The sequence below is a fragment of the Streptomyces sp. NPDC007189 genome (assembly GCF_040703635.1).
Lineage (GTDB): Bacteria > Actinomycetota > Actinomycetes > Streptomycetales > Streptomycetaceae > Streptomyces.
This window is the reverse complement of the sequence record NZ_JBEYEY010000017.1, coordinates 65,466-83,871: the sequence shown is the minus strand read 5'-3', so window position 1 is coordinate 83,871 and position 18,406 is coordinate 65,466. Positions and strand designations below refer to the sequence as shown.

General features: G+C 72.3%; 18 protein-coding genes. 5 read left to right on the top strand and 13 right to left on the bottom strand.

Annotation, left to right across the window (positions count from 1 at the left end):
* Positions 1 to 106: 106 nt before the first annotated feature.
* Together AB0950_RS30490 and AB0950_RS30485 are read right to left on the bottom strand one after the other, a co-directional pair.
* Positions 107 to 1,327: an acetyl-CoA C-acetyltransferase gene (locus AB0950_RS30490; protein ID WP_360157868.1), complete on the bottom strand. Its 1,221-nt coding sequence runs from the start codon at positions 1,325 to 1,327 to the stop codon at positions 107 to 109.
* A gap of 137 nt (positions 1,328 to 1,464) precedes the next feature.
* Positions 1,465 to 2,481: an SGNH/GDSL hydrolase family protein gene (locus AB0950_RS30485; RefSeq protein WP_360157865.1), complete on the bottom strand. Its 1,017-nt coding sequence runs from the start codon at positions 2,479 to 2,481 to the stop codon at positions 1,465 to 1,467.
* A 160-nt stretch (positions 2,482 to 2,641) separates the two neighbouring features.
* On the opposite strand from AB0950_RS30485, the gene AB0950_RS30480 reads away from it, so the two are divergent.
* Positions 2,642 to 4,033, top strand: a complete 1,392-nt coding sequence (locus AB0950_RS30480) for a cystathionine beta-synthase (RefSeq protein WP_360157862.1) — start codon at positions 2,642 to 2,644, stop codon at positions 4,031 to 4,033.
* A 520-nt stretch (positions 4,034 to 4,553) separates the two neighbouring features.
* Here the strand turns inward: AB0950_RS30480 and AB0950_RS30475 are convergent.
* The 6 genes from AB0950_RS30475 to AB0950_RS30450 are packed head-to-tail and all read right to left on the bottom strand — an operon-like array spanning position 4,554 to position 9,698.
* The gene (locus AB0950_RS30475) at positions 4,554 to 4,979 is read right to left on the bottom strand and encodes a hypothetical protein (protein ID WP_360157859.1); all 426 of its coding nucleotides are present in this window, start codon (positions 4,977 to 4,979) and stop codon (positions 4,554 to 4,556) included.
* A gap of 10 nt (positions 4,980 to 4,989) precedes the next feature.
* A complete protein-coding gene (locus tag AB0950_RS30470) occupies positions 4,990 to 6,411 on the bottom strand; it encodes a cytosine permease (protein WP_360574707.1) in 1,422 nt (473 codons plus the stop codon).
* Positions 6,412 to 7,344, bottom strand: coding sequence for an ABC transporter substrate-binding protein (locus AB0950_RS30465; RefSeq protein ID WP_366779862.1), 933 nt, complete (start codon positions 7,342 to 7,344; stop codon positions 6,412 to 6,414).
* A 17-nt stretch (positions 7,345 to 7,361) separates the two neighbouring features.
* Positions 7,362 to 8,024 (bottom strand): ABC transporter permease, encoded by a 663-nt coding sequence (locus AB0950_RS30460; protein ID WP_360157850.1) that lies wholly within the window; start codon positions 8,022 to 8,024, stop codon positions 7,362 to 7,364.
* A 1-nt stretch (position 8,025) separates the two neighbouring features.
* The gene (locus tag AB0950_RS30455; RefSeq protein ID WP_360157847.1) at positions 8,026 to 8,667 is read right to left on the bottom strand and encodes an ABC transporter permease; all 642 of its coding nucleotides are present in this window, start codon (positions 8,665 to 8,667) and stop codon (positions 8,026 to 8,028) included.
* Positions 8,664 to 9,698: an ABC transporter ATP-binding protein gene (locus AB0950_RS30450; protein ID WP_366779861.1), complete on the bottom strand. Its 1,035-nt coding sequence runs from the start codon at positions 9,696 to 9,698 to the stop codon at positions 8,664 to 8,666. The genes AB0950_RS30455 and AB0950_RS30450 overlap by 4 nt, the downstream gene beginning before the upstream one ends.
* A 141-nt stretch (positions 9,699 to 9,839) precedes the next feature.
* On the opposite strand from AB0950_RS30450, the gene AB0950_RS30445 reads away from it, so the two are divergent.
* From AB0950_RS30445 to AB0950_RS30435, 3 genes are all read left to right on the top strand, one after another.
* Entirely contained in the window at positions 9,840 to 11,348 is a 1,509-nt protein-coding gene (locus tag AB0950_RS30445) for an aromatic amino acid ammonia-lyase (protein WP_366779860.1), read from the top strand.
* On the top strand, positions 11,345 to 12,214 hold the full coding sequence (locus AB0950_RS30440; RefSeq protein ID WP_360157838.1) for a MurR/RpiR family transcriptional regulator: 870 nt from the start codon (positions 11,345 to 11,347) through the stop codon (positions 12,212 to 12,214). The genes AB0950_RS30445 and AB0950_RS30440 overlap by 4 nt, the downstream gene beginning before the upstream one ends.
* 110 nt (positions 12,215 to 12,324) lie before the next feature.
* Positions 12,325 to 12,909: a hypothetical protein gene (locus tag AB0950_RS30435; RefSeq protein WP_360157835.1), complete on the top strand. Its 585-nt coding sequence runs from the start codon at positions 12,325 to 12,327 to the stop codon at positions 12,907 to 12,909.
* Here AB0950_RS30435 and AB0950_RS30430 read toward each other — a convergent pair whose 3' ends face one another.
* From AB0950_RS30430 to AB0950_RS30410, 5 genes are all read right to left on the bottom strand, one after another.
* Positions 12,910 to 13,284 (bottom strand): hypothetical protein, encoded by a 375-nt coding sequence (locus tag AB0950_RS30430; RefSeq protein ID WP_360157833.1) that lies wholly within the window; start codon positions 13,282 to 13,284, stop codon positions 12,910 to 12,912.
* A gap of 10 nt (positions 13,285 to 13,294) precedes the next feature.
* The gene (locus AB0950_RS30425; protein WP_360157830.1) at positions 13,295 to 13,786 is read right to left on the bottom strand and encodes a roadblock/LC7 domain-containing protein; all 492 of its coding nucleotides are present in this window, start codon (positions 13,784 to 13,786) and stop codon (positions 13,295 to 13,297) included.
* Between the two features lie 31 nt (positions 13,787 to 13,817).
* A complete protein-coding gene (locus AB0950_RS30420; RefSeq protein ID WP_360157827.1) occupies positions 13,818 to 14,609 on the bottom strand; it encodes a transcriptional regulator in 792 nt (263 codons plus the stop codon).
* Entirely contained in the window at positions 14,606 to 14,989 is a 384-nt protein-coding gene (locus AB0950_RS30415; protein WP_330339569.1) for a hypothetical protein, read from the bottom strand. Before AB0950_RS30415 ends, AB0950_RS30420 begins: the two co-directional genes overlap by 4 nt.
* A 179-nt stretch (positions 14,990 to 15,168) precedes the next feature.
* Positions 15,169 to 16,542: a diaminopimelate decarboxylase gene (locus AB0950_RS30410; protein WP_360157824.1), complete on the bottom strand. Its 1,374-nt coding sequence runs from the start codon at positions 16,540 to 16,542 to the stop codon at positions 15,169 to 15,171.
* Positions 16,543 to 16,700: 158 nt separating this feature from the next.
* Between AB0950_RS30410 and hutU the strand changes: the two genes are divergently transcribed.
* On the top strand, positions 16,701 to 18,365 hold the full coding sequence (gene hutU / locus AB0950_RS30405; RefSeq protein ID WP_360157821.1) for a urocanate hydratase: 1,665 nt from the start codon (positions 16,701 to 16,703) through the stop codon (positions 18,363 to 18,365).
* Positions 18,366 to 18,406: the final 41 nt, after the last annotated feature.

Below are 18,406 nucleotides of genomic sequence, written 5' to 3'. Positions count from 1 at the left end.
CACATCCTGGGGGAGATTGGATCACGGAAAGGCCCAGAACCTTGGAGTTTCCTCGGTTCTGGGCCGTTCTCCGACGTAACGTGTCCGGTTCGCTACCGAACGTGCGTCAGCTGAGGCGCTCGATGACCATCGCCATGCCCTGGCCGCCGCCCACGCACATCGTCTCCAGGCCGAACTGCTTGTCGTGCCACTGCAGGGAGTTGATGAGCGTGCCGGTGATGCGGGCGCCGGTCATGCCGAAGGGGTGGCCGACGGCGATGGCGCCGCCGTTGACGTTCAGCCTGTCGATGTCGATGCCGAGTTCGCGGTAGGAGGGGATCACCTGGGCGGCGAAGGCCTCGTTGATCTCGACCAGGTCGATGTCGTCGATGGTGAGGCCGGCGCGGGCCAGCGCCTGCTTGCTCGCCTCGACCGGGCCGAGGCCCATGATCTCGGGGGACAGGCCGGAGACGCCGGTGGACACGATCCGGGCGAGCGGGGTCAGGCCCAGCTCGCGGGCCTTGGTGTCGCTCATGATGACGACGGCGGCGGCGCCGTCGTTGAGCGGGCAGCAGTTGCCGGCCGTGACCAGGCCGTCCGGGCGGAAGACCGGCTTGAGCCCGGCGACGCCCTCCAGGGTGACGCCGGCGCGCGGGCCGTCGTCCTTGGACACGACCGTGCCGTCGGGCAGGGTCACCGGGGTGATCTCGCGCTCCCAGAAGCCGTTCTTGATGGCTTCCTCGGCGAGGTTCTGCGAGCGGACGCCGAACTCGTCCATCTCCTGGCGGGTGACGCCCTTCCAGCGGGCCAGGTTCTCCGCCGTCTGCCCCATCGCGATGTACGCGTCCGGCACCAGGCCGTCCTCGCGCGGGTCGTGCCAGGTGGTGCCCTCCTGCTCGGCGACGGCGGCGGTGCGGGCCTCGGCCTCGGCGAAGAAGGGGTTGTGGGTGTCCGGCAGGCTGTCGGAGTTGCCCTTCACGAACCGCGAGACGGTCTCGACGCCGGCCGAGATGAAGACGTCGCCCTCGCCGGCCTTGATGGCGTGCAGGGCCATGCGGGAGGTCTGCAGCGACGAGGAGCAGTAGCGGGTGATCGTGCAGCCCGGCAGGTGGTCCATCCCCATCTGCACGGCGACGATCCGGCCGAGGTTGTTGCCCTGCTCGCCGCCGGGCAGGCCGCAGCCGAGCATCAGGTCGTCGATGTCCCTCGGGTCCAGCTCGGGGATCTTGGCGAGCGCCGCCTGGATGATCGTGGCGGTCAGGTCGTCGGGGCGCAGGTCCTTGAGGGAGCCCTTGAAGGCGCGGCCGATGGGGGAGCGGGCGGTCGAGACGATGACGGCTTCGGGCATCACGGCTCCAGTGGACGGTTTGCTTTTCGGGCAGGGCCGGTTGGGAAGTTACCGCTACGTATGGTCCAGGTCACCGGTGTGGCGGTGTGACACTGGCCGCAATTTACTAAGCGCTTGCTTGGGCGCCCGGTTCGGGGTCATGTGGCCGGCCGGGCGGGCTCGGCCTCCGGTACCCGGCGCCGCCGGCGCCGCTTCAGCAGCGCCCACGGGCCGCGCGGCCCCGTCGGCATGGCCGCCGTGACCTCGGTGCCCGCCTCCGACGCCGCCTCGGCGGCCGCCCGCGCCACCGGCAGGAAGCCCTCGCGGCGCGTCACGTCCGGCCGCTCCTCCTCCGGCCACAGGCCCAGCGCCGCGCACACCGTCGGCAGCACCGCCATCGCCGCCGTCGCGTAACCCTCCGCCGAGGGGTGGTAGTTGTCGGGGCCGAACAGCTCCCGCGGGTTCGCCTCGAACTCCGGGCCCAGCAGGTCGCCCAGGGACACGGTCCGTCCCCCCTGCTCCACGACGCCGATCGTCTGCGCCGCCGCCAGCTGCCGGGAGGCCCGCCGGGCCAGCCAGCGCAGCGGCTGCTGCACCGGCTCGATCGTGCCGAGGTCGGGACAGGTGCCGACCACCACCTCCGCGCCGGCCGTGCGCAGCCGCCGTACCGCCGCCGACAGGTAGCGCACCGAGCGCGTCGGGTGCATCCGGTGGGTCACGTCGTTCGCGCCGACCATGATCACGACGATGTCCGGGACGGGAATCCCGGCGGACAGCACCAGGCTCACCTGGCGGTCCAGGTCGTCCGACTGGGCCCCGGGCAGGGCGACGTTGCGCAGCTCCACCGGGCGTTCCGCCACCGCCGCCAGGCCCGACGCCAGCAGCGCGCCCGGCGTCTGGCCCGCCCGGTGCACGCCCTGCCCGGCCGCCGTGGAGTCGCCGAGCATGGCCAGGTGCAGCGGCGGTTCCCCGGGGATGTCGTACGCGTGGCCGTACACGCCGTCGGCGACCGGAACCCGGCCGCCGCTGCCGTTGCCCACATGGCGTCTGGCCAGCCGCACCTCCGCCAGCAGCAGGCCGACCGCCGCCGCGCCGACCAGCCCGGCCCCGCCGCCGCCGTACGCCGCCCCGGCCGCGATGCGCCGGGCCACTCTCGCCCTCGACATGCGCGTCATGCGTCGCCGCCACCTCCTCGTAGCCGTACACCCACTCCTTGCCCCGTACCGACCGTGCGCCAATCTCAACGGGGAGTGAACGACCGCGTGAGCCGCACACCTGGCCTTAGGCTGGCTGCACCACGACGACCACTCTTTTTGCAAGCAACCGGAGACAACGGTGCGATTCCACGACTCGATGATCAGCCTCGTCGGCAACACCCCGCTGCTGAGGCTCAACAGCGTGACCAAGGGCATCCAGGCGACCGTCCTGGCCAAGGTGGAGTACTTCAACCCGGGCGGTTCCGTGAAGGACCGCATCGCCCTGCGCATGATCGAGGCCGCCGAGCAGAGCGGGGAGCTGAAGCCGGGCGGGACGATCGTCGAGCCGACCAGCGGCAACACCGGGGTGGGACTGGCCATCGTGGCGCAGCAGAAGGGGTACAAGTGCATCTTCGTGTGCCCCGACAAGGTGTCCACCGACAAGATCAACGTGCTGCGCGCCTACGGCGCCGAGGTCGTCGTGTGCCCGACCGCCGTCGCTCCCGAGCACCCGGACTCCTACTACAACGTCTCCGACCGGCTCGTCCGCGAGACACCGGGCGCGTGGAAGCCCGACCAGTACTCCAACCCCAACAACCCGCTCTCGCACTATCACTCCACCGGCCCCGAGCTGTGGGAGCAGACCGAGGGGAAGATCACCCACTTCGTGGCGGGCGTCGGCACCGGCGGCACCATCTCCGGCACCGGCCGCTATCTGAAGGACGTGAGTGACGGCCGCGTCAAGGTCGTCGGCGCCGACCCCGAGGGCTCGGTGTACTCCGGCGGCTCCGGGCGGCCGTACCTGGTCGAGGGTGTCGGCGAGGACTTCTGGCCGACCGCCTACGACCGGACCGTCGCCGACGAGATCGTCGCCGTCTCCGACAAGGACTCCTTCCAGATGACCCGCCGGCTCGCCAAGGAGGAGGGCCTGCTGGTCGGCGGCTCCTGCGGCATGGCGGTCGTGGCGGCGCTGCGGGTGGCGGAGCGGCTGGGCCCGGACGACGTCGTGGTGGTGCTCCTGCCGGACAGCGGCCGCGGCTACCTCAGCAAGATCTTCAACGACGAGTGGATGGCCGACTACGGCTTCCTGGAGGACGAGGGCCCGAGCGCCCGTGTCGGCGACGTCCTCAGCGACAAGGCGGGCGGCACCATCCCCTCCCTGGTGCACATGCACCCCGAGGAGACCGTCGGCCAGGCCATCGAGGTGCTGCGCGAGTACGGCGTCTCGCAGATGCCGGTCGTCAAGCCGGGCGCCGGGCACCCGGACGTGATGGCCGCCGAGGTCGTCGGCTCGGTGGTGGAGCGCGAGCTGCTGGACGCCCTGTTCAACAAGCGGGCCTCCCTCGACGATCCGCTGGAGAAGCACATGTCCGCCCCGCTGCCCCAGGTCGGCTCCGGGGAGCCGGTCGGCGACCTGATGTCCGTGCTCGGCTCGGCGGACGCGGCGATCGTCCTGGTCGAGGGCAAGCCCACCGGCGTGGTCAGCCGGCAGGACCTGCTGGCCTTCCTCGCCAAGGGCGGAAAGCAGTAGCGAACACCCGGTGAACTGCGGGTTCACCCGGCCGACTTGAGGTGAGGCGGGGTTCGCGGAAGTGGTACGAGCGTGTCACGTGCGCGCAGCACCGGCTTAACACGGGTACGGCAGATTGGTGGGCGTCGGCAGGGGTGGTGGGGGTACCTCCCAGGCGTTAAGCACTGGGGGAGGCTCCCCGCCCAGGCCGGCGCCGAACGGCGCCAAGGAACCTCCGGAGCGGCTCCCGGACCTCCCTGGACGCCACGGACGCGAGATGCCCGGCCCTGACCCGGCCCGCGTCCCTCGCGGGGACCGCCGTCGTCCCGCCCCCCAGCAATGGGGGTGCGGCGGTCCCCGCGCAATTCTTTTCAGAGGGGTTCAGCGAGCGTTCCGCTTCGCAGAACTCCCGCACGTCAACCTCCGCCAGATCATGGTCCTGCCGACCCGTAGGCGTGAACCGGCGGCCCGCCCGGCCGGCCGGTGCGGCAGGCGTGAACCGGCCGTCCAGTCCGGCCGGTCCGGCGGGCGCGAGCCGGGCTCAGGCCTCCCGGTCGGCGCGGTCGCGGCGGCCGGTGAGGAGCTCCGGGTTGAGGCGTACCGCCTGGGCGAAGTTGACGCCGACGATGCCGACCCAGGCGGCCACCGTCCCCGCCGTCCCCGCGACCCCGCCGGCCACGGCGGTCAGCGGGATCGCCAGGACCAGCGAGATGATCGCGAGCCCGAAGCGCTCCGACCAGGTGTCGGCGTTCTTCGGGCGCCGGGCGCCGCGCGCGGTCGCCAGCTGCTGTTCGGCCAGATGACGGCGCACCCGGCGGTCCACCGCGTCGTCGATCCGCTGCTCGACCTTCTCCAGGAAGGAGTCGACCAGCGCCGTCTCGTACTCCTCGCCCAGCTCCCGGCGGGTCTGCAGGGTGGCGTCGAGTTCTTTTCTCAGGTCGGTGTTCCGCCCGTCCACTCCGGTCATGCCCCCTACGTTAGGGAGCGCTCACGCCCTGCGCACTGGGGACAACCCCCCTTTTCCCCCTGGGGTTCCCGGGCGGGTACGCCGCGTTCCGCCGCCCGATCAGCCAGTACAGCAGCGCCGGTACGGCGAGGCCCACGATCCAGGAGACGTCCGCGCCGCCCAGCCGGTCCACCAGCGGGCCGGTGTAGAAGCCGGTGGCGAGGAAGGGCAGCTGGGCGAGCAGGCCCAGCGCGTACACCGCGAGCGCGTCCCACCGCCAGGCGCCGTAGCGGCCGTGCGGGTCGGACAGGGCCGGGATGTCGTACCGCTCCTTGGAGATCAGGTAGTAGTCGACCAGGTTGATCGCCGACCAGGGCGTGAAGAAGGTCAGCAGGAACAGCAGGAAGTCCTTGAAGGAGGACAGGAAGCTGTCCTTGCCCAGCAGGGCCACCGCCGTGCCGGCCACCATGACGAGCGCGATGTACGCCGCCCGGCCGGTCCGCGACAGCTGCCGCTGCCCACGGAAGCCGCTGACGCTCGTCACCATCGACATGAAGCCTCCGTAGGTGTTCAGGACGTTGATGGTGAGCTTGCCGAGCGCGATGACGAAGTAGAAGAAGGAGGCGACGAGTCCGGTGCCGCCGAGGGCGACGACGTAACCGACCTGGCTGTCCAGGAACTTCGCGCCCGCCGTGGCGGCCACCAGCACGCCGAAGGTCATCGACCACTGACTGCCCAGCGCCGAGCCGGACAGGGTCCACCAGAAGGTCGCCCTCGTGGACGTCGTGCGCGGCAGGTAGCGCGAGTAGTCGGCCACGTACGGCCCGAACGCCAGCTGCCAGGACGCCGACAGGGACATCGCCAGCAGGAACATCGGCGGCGAGAAGTGGGCGTCGTGCAGCAGGGCGGTCAGGTCGGCGCGGTCGAGGAGGCGGATGCCCAGGTAGACGAAGGCGAGCGCGCAGACCCCGCTGGCAACGCGGCCGAGGGCGTGGATGACCCGGTAGCCGACGATCGCCATGAGCGCCGTGACGGCCGCGAAGACGACGATCCCGGTGGTGTCGTTCGTGTGCGTCAGCTCGCCCACCGCCTGTCCGGCGAGCACGCTGCCGGACGCGAAGAAGCCGACGTACATCACGATCACCAGCAGCAGGGGTACGACCGCCCCGCGCACCCCGAACTGCGCCCGCGACTGGATCATCTGCGGCAGGCCCAGCTTCGGGCCCTGTGCCGAGTGCAGGGCCATCACCGCGCCGCCGAGCAGGTTGCCCAGCAGCAGACCGGCGAGCGACCAGACGACGTCCCCGCCGAAGACGACCGCGAGGGCGCCGGTGACGACCGCCGTGATCTGCAGGTTGGCGCCCAGCCAGAGCGTGAACTGGCTGAAGGCCGTGCCGTGCCGCTCCTCGTCGGGGACGACGTCGATGGAGCGCAGTTCGACCAGCTTGCTCATCTACTTCACCAGTCCGTGCTGCTTGGCGTAGGTGTTCGCGACGTCCTCGGGGTCCTTCTTGTCCTTGTCCACCTGTCGGTTGAGCTCGGTGAGCTGGGCCGTGGTCAGCAGGTTGCCGAGCCGGGCGAGGGCCTTGCGGACGGTGTCGTCGGCCTTGCGGTCGGCGATCAGCGGGACGATGTGCTGGCTGGGGACGAGGTGCGCGGGGTCGGTGAGCACCACCCAGTCGTTGGCCTTGATGTCGGTGTCGGTGGTGAACAGGTTCGCCACGTCCACGTCCCCCTTCTTGAGCGCGCCCTTGACCAGCGGCCCGTCGGAGTCGAGCGACTTGAACTCCTTGAACTCCACGCCGTACACCTCCTTCAGGCCCACCGCGCCGACCTGGCGCTTCTTCACCTCGGGGGCGGCGCCGACGACCAGCTTCCCGTTCTGCTTCCTCAGGTCGGCGAGGGAGGCGAGTCCGTACTTCCTCGCGGTCTCGCGGGTGACGACGAAGGCGTCGGAGTCCTCCGCCATGCCGTACGGCAGCACCTGGAGGCCGGCCGGGAGGGCCTGGGCGAGGGCGTTCTGCATCTCGCCCGACTCGGTGGCGGTGGCCTTCGGGGCGAGGTAGTTGAGCAGGGCGCCCTGGTACTCGGGGAGCAGGTCGATGTCGCCGCCCCTGAGCGCGGGGATGACGATCTCGCGGGTGCCGAGGTTGGGGCGGACGGCCGTCTTCACGCCGGCGCCCCGCAGGGCGGCCGCGTAGAGGTAGCCGAGGACCTGGTTCTCGGTGAAGTTGGCGGTGCCGATGGTGACTCCGCCCTTGCTGGAGCCACCGCCGCCGGCGGCGGAGCCCTGGCCGTTCAGGGAGGTGATGCCGCCGCCGCAGGCGGAGAGGGCGGGGACGGAGGCGACCGCGAACAGGCCGCCGAGGACAGTGCGTCGGTTCATCGGGGATTCCCGGGGGGCTAGGCGGTGCGGTGGCGGAAGAGGAAGCGCTGGAGGGCGGCGAGGGCCACGTCCAGGACGACGGCGACGACGGCGACCAGCACCGCGCCGCCGAGCACCTGGACCAGGTCGCGCTGGGCGAGGCCGTCGAAGACGTAGCGGCCCAGGCCGCCGAAGGAGACGTACGCGGCGATCGTCGCGGTGGCGACCACCTGGATCAGGGCCAGTCGCAGGCCGGTCATGATCAGCGGGAGGGCGAGCGGCAGTTCGACCTGGAACAGCACCTGGTGGCCGCGCATGCCCTGGCCGCGTGCGGCGTCCTTCACGTCCGGGTCGACGGTCGTCATGCCGGCGTAGGTGTTGGTGACGATCGCCGGGACCGCGAGGGCGACCAGCGCGACGTACACCGGCAGCATCGACAGGCCACCGGCCAGGAAGACCAGCACGACCAGGCCCACGGTCGGCAGGGCGCGGCCGAAGGAGGCGAGGTTGACGGCGAGGAACGCGCCCTTGCCGGTGTGGCCGATCAGCAGGCCGAGCGGCAGTCCGATGGCGGCGGCGATGAGCGTGGCCAGCAGGGAGTACTGGAGGTGCTCGGCGAGGCGGTGGGCGATGCCGTCGGAACCGGCCCACTGCGAGCCGCTGGTCAGCCAGGTGCCGAGGTTCTTGAACAGTTCGTACATCTCAGGCTCGCCTCCTGGTCCACGGGGTGAGGGCGTACTGGACGGCGACCAGGGCCGCGTCGGCGACGACCGCGAGGAGCAGGGTCAGGACCACTCCGGCGATCACCGGGGTGGGGAAGTCGCGCTGGAAGCCGTCGGTGAACAGCTGTCCGAGGCCGCCGTCGCCGATGTAGGTCGCCACGGAGACCAGGGAGATCGACATCACGGTGGCGATGCGGACACCGGCCATGATCACGGGGAGCGCGAGCGGGAACTCCACGGTGAGGAGCGTGCGCAGGGGGCGCGTGCCCATCGCCTTGGCGGCCTCCTTCACCTTCACGGGGACCGAGTCCAGGCCCTCGACGGTGTTCCGCAGCAGGACGACCAGGGTGTAGATCGTCAGGCCGGTGACGGTGGTGGTGCGGGTCAGGCCGCTGACCGGGAGCAGCAGGACGAAGACGGCGATCGACGGGATCGTGAACAGGACGTTGGACGCGCCGAGCAGGAAGCCGCGCAGCCGCGGGATCCGGTGGGCGACCACGGCCAGCGGGAGCGAGATCAGCAGGCCGAGGGCGACGGCCGTGAGCGCGGCCTGGAGGTGGGAGAGGGTGAGGGTGGTGAGGTCGTCGGTGTGGGCCGATATCCACGACCAGTCGATCGTCATGCGGCCACCCTCACTTCGGCGTGGGCGCGGCCGGCGTGCTCGTGGATGTCGTCGCGGGAGGAGACACCGGTGAGGACGCCGTCGGCGTCGACGCGGGCGATCAGCCCGGTGGGGGAGGCGACCGACTCGTTCAGCGCCGAGAGCAGGGAGTCGGTGTCCTTCAGGGGGCGTACGGGGATCTCGGCGTCCTGAGAGGCCCAGTGGAGGGGCTTGTTCCGCGCGTCGAGGACGAGGGTCCAGGCGGCGCCTTGCGGTGCCGGGCCCTGGGGGACGTCGGCGAGCGTCCTCAGCGAGAGCAGTTTCAGACCGCGCTCGGCGCCGAGGAAGTCGGCCACGAAGTCGTCCGCGGGGCGGGCCAGGAGTTCGGCGGGTGCGGCGCACTGGACCAGGTGGCCGCCGGTGCGGAACACGGCGATCCGGTCGCCGAGGCGCACGGCCTCGTCGATGTCGTGCGTGACGAAGACGATGGTCTTGCTCAACTCCGTCTGCAGCCTGAGCAGTTCGTCCTGGAGCTGGGTGCGGACGACCGGGTCGACCGCGCCGAACGGCTCGTCCATGAGCAGCACCGGCGGGTCGGCGGCGAGCGCGCGGGCGACGCCGACGCGCTGCTGCTGGCCGCCGGAGAGCTGGTGCGGGTAGCGCTTGCCGGCCTCGGGGGACAGGCCCACGGTCTCCAGGAGTTCGGCGGCGCGGGCCCGGGCCTTCCTGCGGTTCCAGCCGAGCAGGAGCGGGACGGTGGCGATGTTGTCGAGCACCGTGCGGTGCGGGAAGAGGCCGGCCTGCTGGATGACGTAGCCGATGGAGCGGCGCAGCGCGGCCGCGTCCTGCCGGGTGACGTCCTTGCCGCCGACGCGGATGGTGCCGGAGGTCGGCTCGACCATCCGGTTGATCATCCGCAGGGTGGTCGTCTTGCCGCAACCGGAGGATCCGACCAGGACGGTGACGCCGCCATCCGGCATCTCCAGGGTGAGGTCGTGGACCGCTGTGGTGCCGTTGGGGAAGCGCTTGTGGACCGCATCGAACTGGATCATGAGTTGTCCCTTGCCCGGCTGTATAACGTCATGCAGAGTTCTTGGTGTGTGAATAGCTTGTCAACGGGTTGGTGTTAATCCGTCGTAACGGATGACCGATGGGCAAGACGGAATGTCCGAGTTGAGGGGAGTTTGGGCGTGATGGTGTCTCACATCGTGGACGCGCCGTCGTCGGTGCACTCGGCCGCGGTGGTCCTCGACGGCACCGGGCTCGGCGTCGACGACGTCGTACGGCTCGCCGACGGCAGTGCGCTCCCGGTGCCGGAGCCCGGCGCGATGCGGCGCGTGGAGCACTCCTGGAACGCCGCCCGGCAGATCGCCGCCACCGGGCGCGTCTACGGCCGCTCCACCGGAGTGGGCGCCAACCGGAACGAGGACGTGCCCACCGAGGCCGCCGCCGGCCATGGCCTGCGCCTGCTGCGCAGCCACGCCGGTGCCATCGGCGAACAGCTCCCGGCCCGCCAGGTGCGCGCGATGCTCGCCGTCCGCGCCAACCAGCTGCTGGCCGGGGGCGCGGGCCTGAGGCCCGGTGTGGTCACCGCCCTGTGCGAGGCCCTGGAGAGCGGCGCGTATCCGGTGGTCAACGAATTCGGCTCCGTCGGCACCGGCGACATCGCGGCCCTGGCCCAGGTGGGCCTCGCGCTCGCCGGTGAACACCCCTGGCGCGGCGCGGGCGCGCCCGAACCGCAGTCCCTCGACAACAACGACGCCCTCGCCCTGATCAGCAGCAACGCCCTCACCCTCGGCCAGTCCGCGCTCGCCCTGCACGAACTGCGCGGGCTCGTCGGCGCCACCCAGGTCGTCGCGGCCCTGTCCCTGCTCGCCGTCGACGGCTCCCACGAGGCGTACGCGGCGCCCGTGCACGCCGCCCGCCCGCACCGGGGCAGCATCGAGGTGGCCCGGCGGATGCGGGAGCTGATCGGCGCCGCCGACCGGCCGACCCCGCCCCTCGGCCGGATCCAGGACTCCTACGGCTTCCGCTGCCTGCCCCAGATCCACGGCCCCGCCCACGACGCCGCCGACGCCCTGGAGCAGGTCCTCACCGTGGAGATCAACGCGGCCGCCGAGAACCCGCTGATCGCCCCCGAGGACCTGGCCGCCTACCACCACGGCGGCTTCTATCAGGCCCAACTCGCCCTTGCCCTCGACCACTTCAGGCTCGCGCTGACCCAGGTCGCCCGGCTGTCCACCTCCCGCCTGTCCACCCTCAACGAGCCCGCCTACACCCGGCTGCGCCCCTTCCTCGCCGACCACCAGCCGGCCTCCTCCGGCGTGATGATCCTGGAGTACGCGGCCGGGGCGGCCCTCGGCGAACTGCGCGCCTTTTCCGCGCCCGCCTCGCTGGGCCACGCTGTACTCTCCCGGGGCGTCGAGGAACAGGCGAGCTTCGCCTCGCTCGCCGCGCGGCAGACCCTGCGCGCGTGCGGTGCGTATCGTCTGGTGGTCGGCTGCGAACTGGTCGCCGCCGTCCGCGCGCTGCGCCAGCGCGACCTGCGGCCCGACCCGGGGCTGCCGGCCGGCCGGGCGTTCGCGCTCGCCGAGTCGGTCCTGGACGCCGACCCGGCCGACCGGCCGCTCACGGACGACGTGACACAGGCGGCCGCACTGCTCGACCGGTTCACGGAGATCTGGAGGGGGAGCGCGTCATGAGCGTGGACAGGGATACCGAGGCGACGGGTGCGACCGACAGCCCCGCGGGCCGGCTGCAGGCCCTCTTCGAGGGGCACCGGCTCACCCCGACCCAGCGCCGGATCGCGCACAGCATGGTCCGGCGGGCCGCCGACGTGCCGTTCCTGTCCAGCGTGGAGCTGGCCGAACTGGCCGGGGTCAGCCAGCCGTCGGTGACCCGGTTCGCGGTCGCACTCGGCTTCGACGGCTATCCGGCGCTGCGCAAGCACCTGCGCGAGGTCGTCCCCGCCGAACCGGCCGCCGAGGCGGGCGCCTTCAACGAGTACCAGCAGGCCGTCGAGGCCGAGATCGAGAACCTCAGGCACCTCGCCGAACTGCTCGCCGACCCGCGTCCGGTGCAGAAGGCCGGCCGGATCCTGGCCGCCTCCCGTCCGCTGCCGGTGCTCGGCCTGCGCGCCGCCGCCTCGCAGGCGTACGGCTTCTGCTACTTCGCCGCCAAGGTCCACCCGGACGTCCGGCTGCTCAACGAGGGCGGCACGATGATCCAGGACCGGATCGACGGCGCCGTCCGCGCGGGCGCCTCCGCGCTGCTGTGCTTCGCCCTGCCCCGGCATCCGCGCGAGGTCGTCGACACCCTCGCCTACGCCAAGGACCTGGGTCTGACCACCGTCACGGTCGCCGACTCCGCGTTCGCGCCGGTCGCCAAGTACTCCGATCTGCTGCTGCCCGCCGCCGTCGGCACCGGGCTCGCCTTCGACACCGCGTGCGCGCCGATGCTGCTCGGGCGGGTGCTGCTGGAGGCGGTCTGCGACGACCTGCCCGACGCGCAGGCCCGGCTGGAGGAGTTCGACGCCAAGGCGGCGGCGCGGGGCCTGTTCGTGGAGTGACGCCCCGGCAGAGTGCCGCTCCGGCGCCCGCTCTCAGATTCGTCTCACCTTCGGCCGCTACCGTGCCTGTCGCACACAGGCGCTTGGTGGACGTGACACGGGAGGCTGACGTGGCGCGCGGAGGACAGGGGCTGGCCCGGGTGGCCGTCGTCGTACGGGCGGGAGCCGCACCGCTGTGGTGGTCCGGGGTGTTCGCGGCGGGGATCGGCGCGGTGCCGCCCGGCATCACCGGGCGCCGGATCGGGATGCTCGCCGGGGCCGCGCTGTTCCTCGTGGGCGCGGCGGTGGTGGCGCTGGCGCGGCGCGGCCGGTACGGCGCCCTCGCCCGCGGCGCGGCCCGCGCGGGCAAGTACGACGTGCTGCAGGACCGGGCGGTGACCGTGCGCAACTGGCGCCGGGGCCACCGCTGGTGGCTGTTGCTGGCCTTCGCCGCGGCGCTCGGCTCCGCCTTCGCGGTGCCCGCGGCCGGCGGTCTGCTGCTGGCCGGGCTCGGCACCGGGCTGCGGCTGAAGGCCGCCTGGATCGGGCGGCGCGAGCGCGCCGGGGAGACGCTGCTGTGGGTGCGCGTCGACTGGCTCGACCAGCGCGGCGGGAACCCGGCCGGCAAGGCCGTCAAGGGCCTGCGCGGCACGGGCATCGCGGCCGGCGACGCGGCCCCGGGCGGGGCCCGCCGCCGTACCGCTCAACTGGTGTGACTACACCTCCAGTTCCGCCTCGATCCGCTTCAGCTGGTGCCGGGCCATCGCCAGGTTGGCCCGCGAGGAGTCCAGGACCAGGTAGAGGAACAGGCCGTTGCCGCCGCGGCTCTTGAGCAGGCGGATCAGGTGGTACTGGTCGGACAGGGTGATCAGGATGTCCTCGATCTCGCCCTTGAGGCCGAGCATCTCCATCGTGCGCATCTTGGCGCGGATCACGTCGGTGTTGCCCGCGGCGGCCACGTTCAGGTCGAAGCTCTTGCTGCCGCCCATCGTGCCCAGCGCCATTCCGCTGGTGTAGTCGACGAGTGCGACGCCGGTGGCGCCCTCGATGGAGGTGAGGGCTTCCTTCAGCGCGGTTTCGGTGTTGGCCATGGTGGTCCTCTCAACTGTCGGTTGCGGTGCGCGCCTCGGCGGCCGTGGTGCGGGGCGCGCGGGTGGTGCGGGTGCGTGCGGGTGCGGGGCGGGCGGTCTGGCGTGCGGTGCGGGCGGCGGCCTCGGCGGCGTCGAGCAGCTCCCCGATGCGGGCGCCGGAGCGGCGGCCCTCCAGGTGCAGCCGGCCGACGTTGACCCGGCCCTCGGCGAGCAGGGTCAGTACGGCGGTGCGACCGGCCGCGTAGGTGGCGATGTAGCCGTGCTCGCCGCGCACCAGCAGCTCCCGGAAGCCGCCGTTGCCGGTGGCGTCGGTGATCCGGACGGCGACGCCGAGCGCGGCGGCGGTGAGCGCCGAGAGGCCCTCCGGGTCGACCCCGGGAGTGTCATGGGCGACGACGAGTCCGTCGACGCCGGCCGCCAGCGCCCCGGTGAGCTGCGGGACCCGGTTGCGCAGCCGGTGCAGCTCGTCCAGGACCGCCTGGAGATCTTCCTCGGACACCATCAGCTCTCTCCTCTCGGCGGGGCGGTGCCGTTCAAAGCGCCTCCAGCGCATCCCTGAGCCTCTTCAGCAGCGCGATGTCGGGGTCGGTGACCGGGAACGGGGGCGGCGGGGCGGGTGCCGTCGGCAGCGGGACGACCTGGCCGGCCGCCGCGAGCCGGCGCACGTCGACCAGGGTGTGGAAGGCCTGCCGGCCCAGGTTCCGGGCGATGGCGGTGGCCGTGCGGACGCCGTCCACGCGGTCCAGCACCGCTCGCTGCCGGGGCGTGAGCGGCGCGGCGGCCACCGGGTCGGCGCGGATCAGCGGGGCGGTGTCGGCGGCCGGGTCGGGCCACAGCCGGTGCAGCAGCAGCCGGCGGCGCAGCGTCTCGCGTTCCAGGGCGACGACCGGCACCGAGGGCAGCGGGCCGAGCCGGGGCGCGCGGTCGTAGTGGAACCGGCCCGGGGCGCTGCTCGGGGCCAGCGCGAAGTACCCGGCGTCGTACAGCGCGTCCAGGTGGCACAGCTCCAGCGCGCCGGTGGCCAGCAGCCCGGACTCCAGCAGGAGTTCGGCGGCGTGCAGCGGGCCGGAGGCCTCGGCGGCGGCCCGCTGCCAGGCGGTGGCCGCGAGGGTGCCGTGGGCCGTGAGGAGGATGTCGAGACCGGGGGCGAGCGGGCTGTCGGCATGCACCACCCGGCCCTCGGCGAGGTACAGGGTGCCGTGCTCGCGGACCAGGACGCCGGTGGCCCGCTCCTCGGCGAGCCGGGTCAGCATCGGCGACAGCGCCCGGGGCGCCGAGGTGTCCCGCACCGGCAGCGGCGGCGGAGGTGTCTGCACCACGGTCATCCCAGGACCAGCCGGTCCGCCATCTCACCGAGCCGGATCCGGGCGAGCGCCAGATTGCCCTCCTCGCGGCCGAGCCACAGATGCAGGAAGACGCTGCTGTCGAACGACGTGTCCACGAACCGCAGCAGGTGATAGCTGTCGCGGTTGCTGACGATCACGTCCTCGATGGGCGGGTGCCCGTCGCCGTGGGCGGCGAAGGCGCCGTGCTCGGCGGCCATTCGGGCCAGCTCGGCGGCCTCGGCGGCGGTCGTCTCGTGATCGCCGCCGGGCGCCTCCCCGACCGTGCCGAGGGCCAGTCCGCTGGTCCAGTCCACCAGCGCCGCCCCCCGGGCGCCGGGCAGGCGCATCGCTTCCAGCAGGCACTCGTCGATTCCGGGCACCGTGGCTCCCCTCCCGCCTGGGACTCCGGCTGAGTGACAGTGACACTACGCACGGTGCGCGCGGGATGTGAGGCCTTTGGCAATTTCCGGTGGAACATGCGTCCGGCGTACTAGTGTGGGTCAACTAGCCCCTGGAGCACTGGAGTTGATCCATTCGTTCGAGGCATGCCAGGGGTGCGTCAACGGCTTCCGGGTGCCCTGAGGGTGGTGAGCGCGTCCGCGTGCGCCCCGCCCGACTCCGCCACCACCTCGGTGATGGTCTGCGGCTCCCGTACGACCGCGAACGCGACGCCTCCCGCACCGTCCGGCGCGAAGCCGTAAATCCCCGGCCGGGCGAGGGAGTTGTAGGCGTAGTGGTGTGCGAAGTAGTACGCGCCCGTGTCCAGCGCCGCCGCGTAGTCGCCCTGCTCCAGCAGGGGCAGCGCGCGGCCCTCGGCCAGCAGGTCGCCGGAGAAGCAGGCCGGCCCGGCCACGTCCTGCACCACCTCCGGCCCCGGCTTCGGCCGCCCCTTGGCGTCGTACGCGGCGATCCTGAGCGGCCACGCCCCCGGCGCGTACACCGTCCGCGTCGCCACCTGCACGCCCGCGTGCGTCACCGCGATCCGCCGCCCGCCCGCGCTCTTGGTGTACTCCACCCGGGCCGCCACCGTGCCCTGCTTGGCCAGCAGCGACCGCCCGAACTCGGTCACCAGCCCGTACCGCCCGTCGAACAGCCCCGGCACCTGATCGGCCAGCAGCCGGGCGTACTGCGCGTACGAGGGCGCCGTCGCCTCGGCCGCGAAGTTCACCGGCAGCCCGCCGCCGATGTCGAGCGTGTCGATCTGCCGCCGCCCCGCCCGCTCGTTGATCTCCTCCGCGAGCGCGTACGCCTCCGCCACCCCGCGCGCCAGCAGCGTCAGCGGGATGCCCTGCGAGCCGGTGTGCGCGTGCAGCCGGGTCAGCCACGGCCGGTCCAGATAAGCCCGTACGACCCACTCGCGCGCCCCCTCGTCGCGCAGCGCCACCCCGAACTTCGAGGTCTGCGTCGCCGTCGAGGTCGCCCCGATCGAGCCGCCGCCGACCTGCGGGTTGACCCGGATCCCGAGCGGGGAGGCGGTGGCCGACGCGCGGACCAGGGCGTCCAGGCGGTCCAGCTCCTGCGGGTTGTCGGCGTTCACCGCGATGCCCAGCGCCAGCGCCTCCCGCAGCTCGGCCGGGGTCTTGGCGGGCGAGTCCAGCACGGTCCGGCCGGCCGGCACCCCTGCCGCGCGGGTCAGCGCCAGCTCGCCCGGACTCGCCACCTCGGCGCCGATGCCCGCCTCGTGCAGCAGCCGCAGCACCGGCACCAGCGGGGTCGCCTTCACCGCGAAGGCGTGCAGCACCGGCGTCCCCGGCGGCACGACCGCGTCGAACGCCGCCCGCAGCGCCGCCGCCGACTCCCGGATCCCGGTCACGTCCAGCAGCCCGACCACCGCCGCGTCCGGCCCGAGCAGCCCCTGTTCCACGGCCGCCCGCACCGCCTCGTCCCGCCGCGCGGCGCGCTCATGCGCCTCCCTTTCGAGGTCCCGCTCCACGGCCTCTCCCCTCGTGTCCCCTGGTGCCCGGTCGTCTACGTCTCGCGTACATCCAGCCAAACATCCGCGGCGCGCGGACGGAGGCGCCCCGATGTATTGACTAGGTCTATTCAGAAAGAGAAGATGTGAATAGGAAGAGCAACAGCAGGAGGCAGACGATGTCGGGACCCCGCCCCGTACGAGCACCGCGCGGCACGGAACTGAGCGCCCTGGGATGGCAGCAGGAAGCCGCGCTGCGCATGCTGCAGAACAACCTCGACCCGGAGGTCGCGGAGCACCCCGACAAGCTCGTCGTCTACGGCGGCACCGGCAAGGCCGCCCGTGACTGGCGCTCCTTCGACGCGATGGTCCGCACCCTGAAGACCCTCAAGCAGGACGAGACCATGCTGGTCCAGTCCGGCCGCCCGGTCGGCGTCATGCAGACCCACGAGTGGGCCCCGCGCGTCCTCATCGCCAACTCCAACCTCGTCGGCGACTGGGCCACCTGGGAGGAGTTCCGCCGCCTGGAGGCCCTCGGCCTGACCATGTACGGCCAGATGACCGCCGGCTCCTGGATCTACATCGGCACCCAGGGCATCCTCCAGGGCACCTACGAGACCTTCGCCGCCGTCGCCGCGAAGAAGTTCAACGGCACTCTCGCGGGGACCATCACCCTCACCGCCGGCCTCGGCGGCATGGGAGGCGCCCAGCCGCTCGCCGTGACCATGAACGACGGCGTCGCGATCTGCATCGACTGCGACCCGCGCGCCATCGAGCGCCGCATCGAGCACCGGTACCTCGACGTGAAGGCCGACTCCCTCGACCACGCGCTCCAGCTCGCCGTCGAGGCCCGCGACGCCCGCCGCCCCCTGTCCATCGGCGTCCTCGGCAACGCGGCCGAACTGGTCCCCCAGCTCCTCGCGATGAACGCCCCCATCGACATCGTCACCGACCAGACCTCCGCCCACGACCCGCTGTCCTACCTGCCGGTGGGCGTCGCCTTCGAGGACATGGCCGACGCCGCCGCCAAGGACCCGGCCGGCTTCACCACGCGGGCACGCGAGTCCATGGCCCGGCACGTCGAGGCCATGGTCGGCTTCATGGACGCCGGCGCCGAGGTCTTCGACTACGGCAACTCCATCCGCGGCGAGGCCCAACTCGCCGGGTACGGCCGCGCGTTCGCCTTCCCCGGCTTCGTCCCCGCCTACATCCGCCCGCTGTTCTGCGAGGGCAAGGGCCCCTTCCGCTGGGCCGCGCTGTCCGGCGACCCCGCCGACATCGCCAAGACCGACAAGGCGATCCTGGAGCTGTTCCCGGAGAACGAGTCGCTGGCCCGCTGGATCAAGATGGCCGGTGAGCGCGTCCACTTCCAGGGGCTGCCCGCGCGCATCTGCTGGCTCGGCTACGGCGAGCGCGACAAGGCCGGTGAGCGGTTCAACGACATGGTCGCCTCCGGTGAGCTGGCCGCGCCGCTCGCCATCGGCCGCGACCACCTCGACTGCGGGTCCGTGGCCTCGCCGTACCGCGAGACCGAGGCCATGCTCGACGGGTCCGACGCGATCGCCGACTGGCCGCTGCTGAACGCCATGGTCAACGTGGCCTCCGGTGCGTCGTGGGTGTCCATCCACCACGGTGGCGGCGTGGGCATGGGGCGGTCCATTCACGCGGGGCAGGTCACCGTGGCCGACGGCACGAAGCTGGGTGGCGAGAAGATTCGGCGCGTTCTCACCAACGACCCCGGTATGGGTGTCATCCGGCACGTGGACGCGGGGTACGACATCGCGGAGTCGGTCGCGCAGGAGCGTGGGGTGCGGGTGCCTATGCGTGAGGGTGACGACGCGTGACGCAGGTTGAAGGCGGGCACGGCAACTCCTCGGTGGAGGCT

Bases quoted from the DNA above. Each gene is read 5' to 3' on its own strand.
- AB0950_RS30490 (WP_360157868.1), bottom strand. From the start codon at position 1,327: ATGCCCGAAGCCGTCATCGTCTCGACCGCCCGCTCCCCCATCGGCCGC.
- AB0950_RS30485 (WP_360157865.1), bottom strand. From the start codon at position 2,481: ATGACGCGCATGTCGAGGGCGAGAGTGGCCCGGCGCATCGCGGCCGGG.
- AB0950_RS30475 (WP_360157859.1), bottom strand. From the start codon at position 4,979: ATGACCGGAGTGGACGGGCGGAACACCGACCTGAGAAAAGAACTCGAC.
- AB0950_RS30470 (WP_360574707.1), bottom strand. From the start codon at position 6,411: ATGAGCAAGCTGGTCGAACTGCGCTCCATCGACGTCGTCCCCGACGAG.
- AB0950_RS30465 (WP_366779862.1), bottom strand. From the start codon at position 7,344: ATGAACCGACGCACTGTCCTCGGCGGCCTGTTCGCGGTCGCCTCCGTC.
- AB0950_RS30460 (WP_360157850.1), bottom strand. From the start codon at position 8,024: ATGTACGAACTGTTCAAGAACCTCGGCACCTGGCTGACCAGCGGCTCG.
- AB0950_RS30455 (WP_360157847.1), bottom strand. From the start codon at position 8,667: ATGACGATCGACTGGTCGTGGATATCGGCCCACACCGACGACCTCACC.
- AB0950_RS30450 (WP_366779861.1), bottom strand. From the start codon at position 9,698: ATGATCCAGTTCGATGCGGTCCACAAGCGCTTCCCCAACGGCACCACA.
- AB0950_RS30445 (WP_366779860.1), top strand. From the start codon at position 9,840: ATGGTGTCTCACATCGTGGACGCGCCGTCGTCGGTGCACTCGGCCGCG.
- AB0950_RS30440 (WP_360157838.1), top strand. From the start codon at position 11,345: ATGAGCGTGGACAGGGATACCGAGGCGACGGGTGCGACCGACAGCCCC.
- AB0950_RS30430 (WP_360157833.1), bottom strand. From the start codon at position 13,284: ATGGCCAACACCGAAACCGCGCTGAAGGAAGCCCTCACCTCCATCGAG.
- AB0950_RS30425 (WP_360157830.1), bottom strand. From the start codon at position 13,786: ATGGTGTCCGAGGAAGATCTCCAGGCGGTCCTGGACGAGCTGCACCGG.
- AB0950_RS30420 (WP_360157827.1), bottom strand. From the start codon at position 14,609: ATGACCGTGGTGCAGACACCTCCGCCGCCGCTGCCGGTGCGGGACACC.
- hutU (WP_360157821.1), top strand. From the start codon at position 16,701: ATGTCGGGACCCCGCCCCGTACGAGCACCGCGCGGCACGGAACTGAGC.